General features: G+C 42.6%; 7 protein-coding genes. 4 read left to right on the forward strand and 3 right to left on the reverse strand.

The window, feature by feature from the left end; translation table 11 throughout:
- Positions 1-85 precede the first annotated feature (85 nt).
- Positions 86-3,058, forward strand: coding sequence for a TonB-dependent receptor plug domain-containing protein (locus ACJJI4_RS00915; RefSeq protein WP_444926731.1), 2,973 nt, complete (start codon positions 86-88; stop codon positions 3,056-3,058).
- 53 nt (positions 3,059-3,111) lie between these two features.
- Here ACJJI4_RS00915 and ACJJI4_RS00920 read toward each other — a convergent pair whose 3' ends face one another.
- Positions 3,112-4,764 (reverse strand): tetratricopeptide repeat-containing sulfotransferase family protein, encoded by a 1,653-nt coding sequence (locus ACJJI4_RS00920; RefSeq protein WP_444926732.1) that lies wholly within the window; start codon positions 4,762-4,764, stop codon positions 3,112-3,114.
- A gap of 84 nt (positions 4,765-4,848) precedes the next feature.
- Positions 4,849-5,145 (reverse strand): hypothetical protein, encoded by a 297-nt coding sequence (locus ACJJI4_RS00925; RefSeq protein ID WP_444926733.1) that lies wholly within the window; start codon positions 5,143-5,145, stop codon positions 4,849-4,851.
- Positions 5,146-5,737: 592 nt separating this feature from the next.
- Between ACJJI4_RS00925 and ACJJI4_RS00930 the strand changes: the two genes are divergently transcribed.
- The 3 genes from ACJJI4_RS00930 (at position 5,738) to ACJJI4_RS00940 (ending at position 11,445) form a co-directional block, all read left to right on the forward strand.
- The gene (locus ACJJI4_RS00930; RefSeq protein WP_444926734.1) at positions 5,738-5,893 is read left to right on the forward strand and encodes a hypothetical protein; all 156 of its coding nucleotides are present in this window, start codon (positions 5,738-5,740) and stop codon (positions 5,891-5,893) included.
- A gap of 754 nt (positions 5,894-6,647) precedes the next feature.
- Entirely contained in the window at positions 6,648-9,359 is a 2,712-nt protein-coding gene (locus ACJJI4_RS00935; protein ID WP_444926735.1) for a TonB-dependent receptor plug domain-containing protein, read from the forward strand.
- Positions 9,360-10,282: 923 nt separating this feature from the next.
- Positions 10,283-11,445, forward strand: a protein-coding gene (locus ACJJI4_RS00940; protein ID WP_444925492.1) for an IS3 family transposase whose coding sequence is annotated in 2 segments (ribosomal slippage) — positions 10,283-10,541 and positions 10,541-11,445 — 1,164 coding nt in all. Because the reading frame shifts where the segments join, the coding sequence is not laid out codon by codon here.
- Between the two features lie 421 nt (positions 11,446-11,866).
- Here ACJJI4_RS00940 and ACJJI4_RS00945 read toward each other — a convergent pair.
- Positions 11,867-14,761 carry a TonB-dependent receptor gene (locus ACJJI4_RS00945; protein WP_444926736.1) on the reverse strand — a complete coding sequence of 965 codons (2,895 nt, stop codon included), beginning with the start codon at positions 14,759-14,761 and terminating at the stop codon, positions 11,867-11,869.
- Positions 14,762-14,861: the final 100 nt, after the last annotated feature.

Consider the following 14,861-nt stretch of genomic DNA (forward strand, 5'->3'; position numbering starts at 1 on the left):
GAAGTAACCACTTGGGGGTAGTTACTTTTAGAAGCGTCAATTTTGACACAAGACAATAAATCCAACGATCAAGAGAGGATTGACAATGAAAAAGAACCTTTTATCTGTGGCAGTAAAAGGGGCTCTGGGCCTTACCACGGCAGCAATTATGATTCCAGCTATGCCGGTGTTTGCACAAGAAGATGCTGAAGCGGTTGAAGAGGTTGTTGTAACAGGCTCTCGTATTGAGCGTGCCAATGATATTAGTGTTAGCCCGGTAACCTCCGTTAGTGCCGAGGATTTAAAAGTTACTGGTGTTGTCCGAGTCGAAGATTTGCTAAGTGACCTGCCCCAGGTTGCTGCTACTCAAGACGCTGGCCAGGCGAATGGGTCTACAGGAACTGCGACAATATCATTACGTAGATTAGGCTCTCAGCGCACTTTGGTTTTGATAGATGGGCGTAGGATGCCAACTGGCTCTCCGCTTGAGGATGGATCGGGAGCAGACCTTAACCAAATTCCCGGGGCCTTGGTTGAAAGAGTTGAGGTTTTAACCGGTGGCTCCTCAGCTACTTACGGTTCAGATGCAATTGCTGGTGTTGTTAATTTCATTATGATGGACGACTTTGAGGGAGTTCGATTTGAAACTCAAACAAGCGTGTACCAGCATAATAATGATAATAGCAGTATGCAAAGGCTTGTAGAGTCTTACGACTTTGATGTTGCAGATGGAAACGTCACAGATGGGGAGACTAATGATTTCTCCCTAATCTTGGGGGCTAATCTCGACAATGGTCGAGGCAATGTGACTGCCTATGCAAACTACAGAAAGATTGATCCGGTATTACAATCTGATCGTGATTATAGTAGTTGTACTTTAAAAGGCAGTCCAGGTAGTTTCGAGTGCGGGGGCTCTTCTACAGTACCTTGGGGGCGGGTTACTGATTTTGGGGTTAATAGCGGCGATAATACTGACGGCTTTGATTACAGTGTTGATGGTACCGGCTTCACTGAATATACCCGCCCATATAATTATGGACCCCTGAATTATTTCCAGCGACCAGATGAGCGCTGGACTATGGGAGCATTTGCTCATTACGATATCAATGATAATACTGAAGCCTACGTACAATTAATGTACGCCGATGACCGCACGGTTGCTCAAATTGCGCCATCTGGAGCCTTCTTTGTTACGGATGACTTATATTGCGGAAACCCATTACTTTCTGATGAGCAATTCGAAGCGGTATGTGGAGTTTATGGGCTTACAAAAGATAATTATGTAAGTGATTTGGTTGTACAAAGAACCAATGAAAATACAGGTGAAATATCCGAGCATAACGGGGCTTTGTATATTGGGAGGCGAAATGTTGAAGGTGGCCCCCGGCAGGATGATTTACGCCATACTACTTTCCGTGGGGTCTTTGGCTTACGTGGTGATATAAATGATGACTGGAATTATGATGTTTATTATCAGCACTCTGAGGTAAGCCTCGAACAGACATATCTTAATGACATGTCTAGTACACATATTCGTCGAGCGCTTGATGTTAGAGAAGATGAAAATGGCAACCCAGTATGTCAATCAGTTCTAGATGGCTCTGATCCTAGCTGCGTACCATGGAATATATTCCAGGAGGGCGGTGTGACCCAAGAGGCCATCGACTATTTAGTGCTACCTCTTTACGCTCGAGGAACTACTGAGCAAGAAATTATATCAGGCTACATAACCGGCGATTTAACCAGTTATGGTTGGAAGCTACCAAGTGCAGATAACGGTATTGCGATTGTGATGGGCTTGGAGAGTCGCCGGGAGAACCTCAAGTACTCACCTGATGCAGGTTTCCAGAGTGGCGATGGTGCTGGTCAAGGCGGGCCAACCTTACCAGTAGATGGCTCTTTAAGTGTAAAAGAAGTCTTTGGAGAGATGAATATCCCAATTGCTAGTGGCATGACGGCTATAGAATATTTAGGTCTTGAGTTGGCGTATAGGTATTCTGACTATTCAACTGATGAGCAAACAAATACTTATAAGGTAGCCGCAGATTGGCAGCCAACTGATAATTTAAAAGTACGGGGTAGCTTCCAGTCCGCAACTCGCCATGCAAACATACGTGAACTTTATCGTCCACAGGCGATAAGCTTGTTTGATATGACAGAAGATCCTTGCGGTTCCCGTACAAATTCTGATGGGGTTATAGAGGAACCCACAGCCTCCCTCGAGGCGTGTATGAATAGCGGCATCACCGCATCCACTTACGGTAATGAGATCGATTCTCCTGCGGGTCAATACAATTATGTGGGGGGAGGCAATCAAGAGCTGGTACCTGAAGAGTCAGAAACATTCTCTATTGGCTTTGTATATTCTCCATCATTTGTTGATGGCCTGACAGTTAGTGCGGATTATTTTAATATTACAGTAGAAGATGCTATTGCCAATATTCAACCGGAAACGATTCTCAACAAGTGTATTGAAACTGGAGAAGACAGGTTCTGCGACTCAGTTAGTCGAGGGGATAATGGTAATCTTTGGATCGGTGAAGCTGCGATAACCGCAATAGACGTCAATATCGGTTATTTCGAAACAGAGGGTATCGACATAAATACTAACTATGGCTTTGATGTGGGAAGTTATGGGGCTGTAGATATGAATCTAATTGCTACTTATCTTACTAAATGGGACCAAAAAGAGTTTGAGGGTGAGCCGGTAGAGGAATGCGCAGGTAACTGGGGAGGCTCATGCGGAACTCCAACCCCAGAGTTTTCGAGTACTTTACGTACAACTTGGAGCACGCCATGGAGTCTTGATTTAGTCGCCACCTGGAGACATATTGGTGGGGTGAAAGATCTAGGAGCTAATAACGCTGATTTTGAATCAGTCAATTATTTGGATCTAGCGGCTTCGTGGGGGCTGTCTGAGAAAGTTACAGTGCGCGGTGGTATTAATAACATTTTCGATAAAGAGCCTCCATTAACAGCGGATGCTGGATCAAGTATTTATGGTAATGGTAATACCTTCCCTGGAGTCTACGATGCTCTTGGGCGCTATGCATTCTTAGGGTTAACAGCAGACTTTTAAATAATCTTTGTATTTTTAGGGGGTGTAGCTTAAAGCTGCATCCCCTTTCTTATTTATGGGGTCGAATTAAGGGACTTTAATATATTTTTATAGTTCTTTGCTCTCTCTAAAGATGTCTTGTAGAGCTTATTTCTCACTTGCCATAAGCTTGCTGTCTTAACGTAATTTTTACTGGAGTAGAAAGATAGGCAGTTTGAATCCCACGGTAGATTCAAAAAAGTTAAGAGCCTTTTTGTGGTGAGTTCTGGTCGTATTACTAGATTTTCATAGTCTATTGTATAAATATCTGAAGGGAAAATTGATCTCCAATAATCCATTAGTTTTATGTGCTGTAGATAGAAGTGTTTTGTATGATTTAAATCTACTGCGTAATTAACATCTTCTCTCATTTGCTGGAAGAAAATCGAAAGAATGTTATCTTGAAAGTTTCGCTTGGTCCAAATTATCTTTGCTTTGGGGAAGGCCAGTTTTATTATTCCAATGTTTAAGAAGTTATCTGGTCGCTTGTCAGTTACTATTTTATGTTCAGGAAATTTGAGCTCTAACTCGGATAAATACGTTCTAGCAAGTTTGTCAAAAAAAGCACTGTCTAGTCTTTTATTTAATTTTGTTTTGTGTACTCCTAATTCTCTTGCTTTAATTGGGATCAGGTCTAGTTCTCCCCCTGCATGTATACTATGGTGGCTGCTCAGTATTTGTTCCACTAGTGTAGAGCCTGATCTAAACATTCCGCAGATGAAAATTGGGGTTGCTTTGTTGGGGGATGACTTTTTGAGAAATTGATTTTTGGTGAAAGTGTTAATGATATTATTAATTATTGTTTCTTGGTGTGATGGAATATATGGAGAGATTCTTTGTTTCTCTAGTGAGTTGGCCTCATTAAAAGCGGTGGTGGCTTCTTGGTAGGATTTGCAGTCATCAAGCAGTTTGCCCAATGCAAAATTTAAATCTTCTCTATTTCTAGGGGGAATAGGTGACTGTAGAGCTTGGCTGATTTTAATAATTCTATCGTCGCTTTTATCCTTGGCGGGGTAGATGTTAGCTAGCCGGCAAAGAGCCAAGTAGCATTTTGAATCAACAGAAAGAGAATTCTTATAAAAGCGGATAGCATCCTGCTTGTTTCCTTGCTCCTCAAGTAGGCCTGCAAGATTGAGTAGTGCAGGAATGTAGCGGCTGTTTAGGAGTAAGGCCTTTCTGTAGCTATTTTCTGCTTTGATTTCTTGTCTCAATTCAGAGTAGATGTTGCCTATATTGGTATGTACTTCCTCTGGGTTTTTTATTCCTCCCCTTAGAGCTTTATTATAATAGAGTAAGGATTCTTTAAAATCCCCATTGGCTTTCAAGTAGAATGCAAGGTTATATAAGTTGTCAGGACGGCAATCTGGTACTTGCTCAACAAAGGACTTCAATGCATGAATGATTTTTGGTGTATCTTTTAAGGATCTAGCAAGTCTATATAGTTCAATCCAATAGTTTGGATCGGGGAGGTGAATTTCCCCTGCGGCCTCAAGAAAATGTAAGGCTTTCTTTTCTCTTTTGAGCTTTATATTTAATCTGTAAAGTTCCTGTGTGGCTCTAAGTTTGTATGGATTGTCTGCTTTATTGGCTAGATCAAGAAGTTTTTCTTCAGCATCAGTAAATCTATTTAACCTGAGTAGATGTAGAGCATGCTGGAGTGATTCTGAAAATTGATTAGGTTTTGTCATTGCTGTTACATAGAAACAAGGTGCCTTAAGCAAGCACCTTCGTTGCCCAACTAAAACGTTAACTTAGCATTGTTATTGGCGACGCTATCCATCCGGGTTGCCTTGCGCGCCTCTTTGACGTTGTTTGTTTAGCGTTTCTTGAGATCTGCGCGACATAGTTTCCCATTCTTCTTCTGTCATACATGTCTTTTGTTTAAATCTTGATCCTGTAATAGGTCTATACTTACAAATCATGCGATTGTTTGAAGTTTCCCCCTCCTCCTTACCCTCTTGAGATCTGCTGTCTTCTTTTTGAGGAGTAATACTTAAAGGCTGTTCACTTGCGCAGCCTGTTATTAGTAGTGATGCGATAAGACCAGGTATTATAAAGCTTGCTTTCATGGGGCTATCCGTTTCTAAGTGTATCCAAGTTGGCATGTATAATTACCACCGATAAAATAATACCCTTAATTATTTCAAATTTACAGTAAGAATTTATCTTTTCAAGGTTAGTTATTTTCTTTTCATAAAGCTAAATTCGGCAATAAAATGCCATCTGCCGAAAGTAAACTTTACTTCTCTTGTTAGCAGTTAGACGTTAAGTGATCTCACTGCTTTAGGAGAGCTATAGGCCGCAAGGCTTTAAGGGGGTCCTCTAAGGTCAGGTGGCGAAATATATAAAGTAGTTAGTAAGATGAGTTAAAAGCTAATAGCTTCCCTCGCGCATGATATAAATATATGAAGGCTGCGAAACAATTTTGTTTCATTGAAGGATATTTTTCAATAAGTTCTTTATCAAGATGAATGGTAGATTCTTATTTGAATGTTTCAAGGTTGTCTAAATATGCAGTCGCAAAAGACATTCTAAATACTATCGGTGTAAAAAAATGAGCACGGTGTATTTGTAAGTATGCGCTTAGCTATTTTGAGTAGAGTTGTGGTTTTCTAATTCTGCCGGGCTCCAAGGTGGCAAAGCTTCTAAATGAGGTTGTGAATGATAGCTAAAGGCATAAGAGGGCAATTATTGTTGGAATTAAATATTGACTACGTGTCTGTAGTTTCTGAGCAGGGGGCAGTATCCAAGGTGGTAGACTCACGGGAAACACTACAAACATCCTACGACGCTGAAAAAAAGAAGATAATGGTGTGAGGTTGGATGCTAATAAATAAGAAGAATTATGCCGGCTACAACATCAGGTAAAGCAGTTATGTGTAGATAATAAAACCTTAATAAAGGCCAGTCTCTTCTTTGCGATAGAATTGAGGTAAAGTACAGTTATTATTAATAAGTAACTGCATAAATCTGCGAAGTAGGTAGTAGACCAATGTAGTATGTATGGATTTACAAGCCCCCCCCCCGCATATTTTTTAACATTTATAGTAACTATATAAAGGTTGCAAATTTTCTTTTATATCTTATGTAAGGTTAATTGGGAAAATAGAGTAGCCAGCTATTTTCCCTTGTAATAATTTATATCTTCAAAATACCTTTGAGGTGCCAACCACGTGCCTCAGCTTTAGTTATTTCGTTTATCCCCATTCTTTCCCGCTTAATAGCTTTTCCCTCAATTACCATACAGTTTCAACTATTGCAATCAATATTTCATAGCCTACCCCCTCTTTGTTCTTATTGCCCCTATATCGAAAAAAAATGAATAACCAATAATTGTCGGGATATTAGTTTTATATCCCATTTTTTAAGGAAATTTAGTGGCTTTTGGATATTTATTGGAGATTTACAGATTAAAAGTAACAACATGCTCTGATTGGGAAATTAGGCGAGATGAAAAAAAAACGAGACAAAAGTTCCATGTAGGCATTCAATGCATTAAAGTCAGGTTTGTCATGTTTTAATAGATAGTATGATAATCACTATAATATCTTGAGTATAAGAAGGTTTCGTTATGATCAAGACCAAGCTGAGCATTGCCATCGCCGCTTTCAGTACATTTGCTGCTACAGGCACCTTCGCCCAGGAGTCCACTGCTGTTGGCGCGGAAGTAGAAGAGGTAATTGTTACTGGTTCGCGTATTGCTCGTGACCCGTTATCCACTACCGGCCCGATTACTTTGGTTGACTCAGAGGCGATTGCACGTTCTGGTGTTGGCACCATTGATGAACTGCTAAATCAGTTGCCATCGATGGGGACCACAGGTATCAACTCCAACGACAACAATGGTGGCGGCGGTCTGTCTTTTGTTGAATTGCGTAACCTGGGATCCGCTCGCACCTTGGTATTGGTCAATGGCCGGCGCTTTGTGTCCTCTAGCTCTGGTGTTAGTTCAGCTGTGGATATGAATAATATTCCTGTGGACATGATTGACCGCATTGAGGTTCTGACCGATGGTGCCTCAGCTGTATATGGTTCTGATGCGGTCGCTGGAGTTATCAACATCGTGATGAAGGACTCATTTGATGGAGTTCGCATCAATGCTCGTGCTGGGGCTACTGAAGCAGGGGGGGGAGAGAATGGCGAAATTTCGATTACTTTCGGTGGAGAAAGTGACCGAGGTAATTTTATCGCAAATATAAGCCATAGTAAGCGCGACCAAATTACCTATAACGATCGTGATTGGGCGGAGCTCTATAGTTCGATGTCCCCCACGGGCAACATATTTACCGACTACGGGACTTTTGGGGTTGATGATGATGGAGAAACACTGACTGATTATTCTTCATATGATATTGGCCAATACATGTGGCTTTCTGGTGCAATGGAGCGGACCAGTTTGACTGCAAGTGGCAGTTACTCAATCACTGATGCGATAGAGCTCTACGGTGAGGGTTCCTATACTTTAAAAACTACTAATCAGCAGTTAGCCGCTCAACCGATGTATAGCGGTAATGGTTTAAATCTGACTTCTGACAATGTTTCAGACGAAGTGGCTGCACAGCTGGAAGAAGCGTGGCAAGAAGCAGAAAGTGAGTATCAAATTCAATTAGCTGCATATGAAGCCGCATTTGATGAATGGGAGTCTCAAGGCAGCCCTGATGGCTTGGAGCCTACAGCTCCGGAAGCAACCCACGGAGATAATTGGCAAGATGGTATTTCCGATATCCGTATCCGCCCTGTTTCAGGTGGTACCCGCGACTATGAGCAGAAAACAGAAACATTCCGCCTTCTGGGTGGTGCTCGCGGAGATCTTGTGAATGGCTGGAGCTGGGATACATTTTTAAGCTATGGTCGAAATGAGGGTGAAAATACAACTGGAAATTCCTATAACAAGACTTTATTACAAGAAGTTATTGATGGAGAAAGCAGTCTCTCTGATGAGGACATCTCTTTCCTTGGCGGTATGAGCAGTGAGGTGATCGACTACATAAGCTATACCGATCGAGAAAATAATGAATATGAGTTGATCAACTTTGGTGCCAGCTTGACTGGCGATATTGACGCTGTCCAACTTCCTGCTGGTCCTCTAGGCTTTGCTGCTGGTGTCGAGTATCGCAAAGAATCTGGTGAGTTTAATCCTAGTGAGGAGACTCAGAATGGTGATACTTTTGGCAACCAGCAAGATGCAACCTCTGGTGATTACTCGGTAACTGAGCTTTTCACGGAATTTAATCTGCCAATCCTGTCTGGTGAAAAATACGCGGATGAGCTATCTATGGATGTCGCCCTGCGTTACTCCGATTTTGACACTTTTGGCGGTCAGAGCACTGGTAAGCTGGGTATCGTATACGCCCCGACTGAAAACTTCCGTTTTCGCACCAGCTATTCAACCTCATTCCGTGCACCAGGTATTTATGAGTTATATAGCGGTACTTCTCAGAGTTATGAGTATCTACTAGACCCTTGTGATACTACTAGCTCAAACTCTGATGGCCAAGGTGCTTACTGTAGCGAAGTGGGTTCAAGTTTCACCCAGGCAGGCTCTCAAGTAGCTACCAATATAGGTGGTAATGAGGACTTGGAAGCTGAAGAGGCTCGTACATTCACTGCTGGCATCGTTTGGACTCCCTCTTTTGTCGAGGATCTCTCCATTACTGTGGACTATTACGACGTTGAAATTACCAACGCAATCGATAGCGCCGACCTACAGCAGATTCTGGATGACTGCTATCGGGATGGAATTACGGATGCTTGTGCTCTGATTGAGCGCGGTGATAGTGGTCAAATCACCTATTTGGAAGGCTCTTTGTTAAATATCGGTGAGATTAGAACTAAAGGGATCGATCTCGATATAGCTCAAAACCTCTACTTCGATACAGGAAAGCTGGCTCTGCGTGCCCAGGCAACTCGCTTGCTTGAATACGAAATTTACAATACTGAGACTGAAGCTACTTCAGACTATCTGGATTACGTTGGCACCAGTAGTGGCGTTTATGTGAAGTGGCGAGGTCTTGCTAATGCAACTTGGTACGCTGATAACTGGGACTTTGGTGTAGATGTGCAGTATTTGAGCGATGGCCAGAGTCCATATGTTGATGTCCCTTCACACACTTACTTGAACTTGAAGGCAGGATGGGATGTGAATGACAATATGCGCCTGACAGCAGGTATTGATAATGTTGCGGATCGCGAACCGTCGTACACCTCTAGCTGGTACGATGTAAACAGCAGCTATGATTATCAGGGCCGCTACGCTTGGGCTGGTATTAGTTACCAATTCTAGCTTAGAGGGTAAGCTTCAGTCTTGAGGATATGTTTGTTCTCTAACTACTGAAATAAAGAGGGGGCGTAGCCCCCTTCTTTATTTCTTATAGTTCTCTACTAAATTTGGGCAGCAAGTTAGGTAGTACAGCTGCCTCGAAAATAAAGGTGTTCAATAAGCAAAAAATATCAATTCTTTTCTTCCAAACTATAATTAGGCGTTGTCCGCCTTGTAGTAGTAGATCAAGACTATTTGATTGGTCCCGGTCGCAGTAAACCTGCCTCTGGGTGAGGCAACTAGCAGTACATACACGTAAAGTACTTAATAGTGGGTAGTCAAAATTAAGGGACTGGAAATCCGTACCAGTTACCTACGAAGGGAGATATAAATGCTAAAAAGGCTACCACTCTTTTGATGTTCGATGAAATGAATCGTACGCATAGATTGAGTAATTAAGCAAGCAGGAGTCAGGGAAGCTGGTCTGCAAGGTGTTTGGAATGCCTAGATCATGTTATTTTGAATATAAGAAAAACCAGGATCCGTTGAGGTTCTCAGAATCTAACTTTGTTTTAAGGGTTATTGAGTTCTTAGAGCACAGCGGTAGCCCTACTGAAAACTGTGCGATCGTAGTCTTTAAAATTTGAAGACTCATGAGTGAGATAAGCTTGGTGTGTAAGAAACTTGGTACTTACAAGCATAAGAACGTAATCGTAGAGCATATAGATAAACTCAATAAATTTAATTGCTAGTTAAATGTATGGCAACCTAAAAGAATTTTGTGTGGTGAGATTACCTATAATTGTATTGATTAAAATTAGCGTTGCCTCGCTACCGTTATAGATTTACATGCTCGTTATATCGCTGAGTGAGCCCTCCTTATCTTGATCCTACCCACCAAAGACGGACACTCTCTTAAGCGATAAACTACGCAGCAGAGGTGCCCTATGACACGATCAAGTAAATCAACCAAAACCACTCGTAAAAAATACTCAGAGGAATATAGAAAAGATGCCCTAGCACTGGCGGTCAAGGTAGGGGTAAGCGTTGCCGCTAAACAGCTTGGGTTACATCCTTCCCAGATTTACGGATGGCGAAGCAAGGCTAAGTTACATCAGAGCCGAGGGGATGCCGAGAGAGAGCTGGCCACAGAGAATGCTCGCCTTAAGCGGCAGCTGGCTGAGCAGGCAGAGGAGCTGGCGATCTTAAAAAAGGCCGCAGCGTACTTTGCAAAGAGCCTGAAATGAGGTACGCCTTCATGCTAAAGCACAGGCATAAGTTCAGCATCAAAGCGATGGCTAAGGTATTGAGCGTATCTCGCAGTGGGTTTTACGATTGGGTGTCAAGATCGGCCGATCAATCCAAGCGCCAGCAGTACCAAATGGAGCTTGATGGTTTGGTACAGCAGCGCTTTATAGCCAGTAAAGAACGTAGTGGCGCCCCTCGCCTGACGAGGGAATTGGCCAGTGAGGGGAGTAAATATAATCAAAAAACAGTTGCTGCCAGCATGCGTCGACAGGGCCTACGGGCTAAAGCCGCCAAGAGATATAAAGCCACAACCTACTCAAAACATGGTCTGCCAGTGGCCCCAAATCTGCTCGAGCAGAACTTCAATACTGAAGCGCCGAATCAGAAATGGGTCGGGGATATTACCTACCTACGAACAGAAGAGGGTTGGTTATATCTGGCTGTAGTGATAGACCTATATAGTCGGCTGGTTATTGGTTGGGCGATGTCAGAAACGATGACAGCTACATTGGTCTGTGACGCCCTTCAAATGGCTTTATGGCGACGTAAGAAACCTACAAATGTTATCGTGCATACTGACAGGGGAAGCCAATATTGCTCTACAGATTATCAATCTTTAATTACAGCTTATGATCTGCGGTGCAGCATGAGCGCCAAAGGTAACTGCTATGATAACGCCTGCGCAGAAACGTTCTTCCACTCACTTAAGGTAGAAGTAATCCATGGTAACCGCTTTCCTACAAGGTGCCTCATGCGGGAAACCGTATTTGAGTATATAGAAATAGACTACAATCGAAATCGCTTACACAGCGCCAATGGCTATCTCAGCCCTGAGGCGTTTGAGGAACAACTAGTCGCTTAGTGGTGTGTCCGTTGTTGGTGGGTAGGATCATCTGTACCTACGATTAAGACACTTGAAACGGTCTTGGAGCAGAAAGTGCCTGATTGATTCATGCTCTACTCAGACTAATGCAGTCAGTGTACAAGTTTTTAGTTTCGCCAGTTACTGTGGCGTTATTGAATAATCTAGAGCATGAGTTGGGCCTGAAATTGTTGGAATAATGCACCACTGGAAAGGTTATTTTGGAATCTTAAAAGTGAATGGATACCGTCACCCGATTACATTTTTATTTAAAAATTAATGCTCGATAGCAGTCATTACTTGATGGTCTACTATAATTGGGGTTGGCAAACACAACGGCAGAGTGCCGCTAGGAAAAGCGGAAGAAAAATTAAACTAATAGTTAACTATTACCTTTACCCTTTTTACAGAGAGGAAAGGTTTAGTAGTGAAAGGAAATACTTCCAAATATAAAGCGACCTGATAGGTCATAAGTTTGATAGTCATAGCCAGTTGTAGAGGCTGTTGCGGCAAAAGGGGGGGGGGTGTCTAGTATGTTGTTAAGTCCAATCGAAAGACGAGCATCTTTAGTGGGGGAGTATGTGAATTGAATATCTTGTTTTGACCAGTCGCTTATTTCTCTTTCGTTTTTATTGCCATATTGATTGTATAGAGTTTCTGTAAGTTTACCTACATAATGAATAGTGTATCCTAGGCTCCATTTGTTACCTTTTAGGTATACCCCCGCATTAGCTTGCCATTTAGGTAATGAGCCATTGCCCCCTTGTGAAATATCAGTAAAAGTCCCCGTAAACTCTGTGGATGAGCCCCTTGGTGAATTCTGACTGAGATAACTAAGCGTTCGGCTAATATTAAGAGCTAGATTGACTTGTGCATTGTTATCAAGTTTGAATTGATAATAAGTTGCCGCGTCATAACCGCTCACTTCTCGATTTCCCTGATTCATCCGTGAGGCATAAATTCTCGTTATATCGCCATTTGTATCTCGAACAACTAAGTCTTTGTAGGATCCATAGTATGCATTTTGATCTAATAAGTATTGAGGGTTACTCCCTATAACTTTATTCTCAGATATATTATATATATCAAGTTTAGTTGTAAGCCCTTTCAGTACAGTCGGCTCCCACATTAAACCGAGTGAAATAGTTCGGGACTTTTCTGGTACAAGATCAGGGTTCCCACTAGATTGCGTCAAGTATAGATTTCTGGTGCTGTCAGATTGGTTTGTACAGCCTGGCAGGTCAGTTGCTAGAGGTTCAGAGCATGGATCAACTAGAAGTTTCTGTGATTGATAGCTCTCTTGATTGGTATCTGTAAGGGTAGGGGCTCGAAACCCTGAAGTATAGCTGCTGCGAAATAAAAGGGTGGATATAGGTTTCCATCTAATTGCAATTTTTGGGTTTTTTGTGCCCCCAAAATCACTATATTGAGAAATCCGAATAGCCCCGTCCAGCCATAACTTTTTGTCTTTAATTGGGATTGAAATTTCGGCAAACGCTTCTTTAATTATTCGGGCGCCCTCAGTAGATCCAGGTGATTGACTGCCGATATATGAAAGTTGGGGGGAGTGCAGGCTTAAGCTTTCGCGCCTAAATTCAACACCCGTTGCCATAAGGATGTCGTTAGCTGCGAAATCTTTAATAGCACCATCAGTGATAAACGTGAGTGATGTCATTCGAGAGTCGCTGTTAGTAACACTCTTGCTTCGAATATAGGCCAGTTGATCAGGGTCAATACTTCCGCTGGGGCCTAAGAGGTTAATGGGAGTACAGAAAGTTGCTGGAGAGCAAACCTCAGGTCCTTTTAGACCCATGGATAGCGCGTTGGGATCAACTACATTACTTAAAGTTTCCTTGCGATGAGATTGATGGGTTGATGCGTTGAGTTCCCACTGCCATTCATCCCAAAAACCTTTCAGGCCGGTATTAAATCTCCAAGTATTTGTGCGATTATTTTGCCTTCTGGGGCCTAGTTCAACCATAAGTCGACGAACATCATAAATATCTTGCCCAAAAGTGTTATAAATATTGTCCGTAGATATCACTAGGTTGCCATTATCAAATCGAGTAAAGACAGGGGTTGGAGATAGTGTTGTTTCTCCGGTAGAGCGAACCGCCATTATCTCTGAAAAAGCGAAAGAGCTTTCTCCCATATCAAAGCTTCCTGTGATGTAAATGGAGTCGCTTTGAGTCTGGGGGATGGCTGAAGAGAAGTTATTATAATCAAACCTATTTTCAGGTGACCAAGTTTCGTATATACCTACTCCTTGGCTGGTTAAAATATTACCTCTGTCAACAGCGATAAATCCTTCTGGTATAGCGGATGACCTTTGGTCTGAGCCCCCCTGTGTGCGACTGTCAGCGGACTGCGTAACATCCCGGTCACGGCTCATTATTGCTTCTCGCTTGGTCCGCGAGAGGTTGAGCATTAGGTTGCCTCGGTCACTTTTCCATCCCCAGGTTAAGTGGTGGGCTTCACTCTGCCTATCGTTTTTTGTGGCTTGCCCGTAAAAGCTTGCCAAAGAGAGGCCTTCAAATTCCTTCTGAAGAATAATATTGACCACTCCAGCAATTGCATCCGAACCATAAACAGCAGAAGCTCCATCTTTTAATATTTCTACTCTATCGACAATGGCGAGGGGGATCGTATTAAGGTCTGTGGCTTCTCCATTAAATCCATCGCTAATAATCCGCCTTCCATTTATTAGTACAAGAGTGCTGTTTGCTGGAAGGTTACGCAACGAAACTATAGCCGCTCCATTGCTTTCAAGGCTTACTGAAGTGCTAGTTGAATTACCTGATATAGCTGGTAAAAATTTTAATAAGTCTGCAATAGTTTGAGCACCGGTCACCTCTAATTGATCCCTTGACAAGCTATCAATCGGTAGATACCCATCGGAATGAAAGTGGCGCAAGTGGCTGCCAGTTAGGCTTTGCCCTGTTACTGTCACTTCTTCAGTCTGCGTGGAATTGGGTGGTTGGTTGAGAGGGGGGACTTCTGCAGGTAGTTCAATCACTGCGACGGAAGAGGTACCGATTTTTTTAAAAGAAAGGGCGGTACCTTCTAACAATTTGTTTAAAGCAGGTTCAAATCGACCTGTTGGGCTTTGTAATACCTGTTGCTCTACAAGGTAATTTGCTACAAAAGACGTTCTAACAAGTAGTGAAAGTTTGCACTGTTGGCCTAGAGATATTAATGCTTGAGAGAGGTTTCCAGAAGCTATTTGGATACCTGAGCTAGGGCACTCTGCATAGGCTGCGCCAGGAAGGCTTAGCGCAGCCGCAAGGGATATTGTTATCCAGTGCTTTAGAGTCAAAGTAGTTGCCCAGTGTTATACGAGCTACATTCTATCAGTCAGTAGCATCAATATCGCTATTTTGGTTTTATGGGCGGAAAGAGTCCCAGCGGATAGAAAG

Source organism: Microbulbifer maximicatervae (SeqCode), assembly GCF_052467305.1.

Excerpts from the sequence above, each read along its gene's own strand:
- ACJJI4_RS00915 (WP_444926731.1), top strand. The coding sequence starts at position 86 with ATGAAAAAGAACCTTTTATCTGTGGCAGTAAAAGGGGCTCTGGGCCTT.
- ACJJI4_RS00920 (WP_444926732.1), bottom strand. The coding sequence starts at position 4,764 with ATGACAAAACCTAATCAATTTTCAGAATCACTCCAGCATGCTCTACAT.
- ACJJI4_RS00925 (WP_444926733.1), bottom strand. The coding sequence starts at position 5,145 with ATGAAAGCAAGCTTTATAATACCTGGTCTTATCGCATCACTACTAATA.
- ACJJI4_RS00930 (WP_444926734.1), top strand. The coding sequence starts at position 5,738 with ATGATAGCTAAAGGCATAAGAGGGCAATTATTGTTGGAATTAAATATT.
- ACJJI4_RS00935 (WP_444926735.1), top strand. The coding sequence starts at position 6,648 with ATGATCAAGACCAAGCTGAGCATTGCCATCGCCGCTTTCAGTACATTT.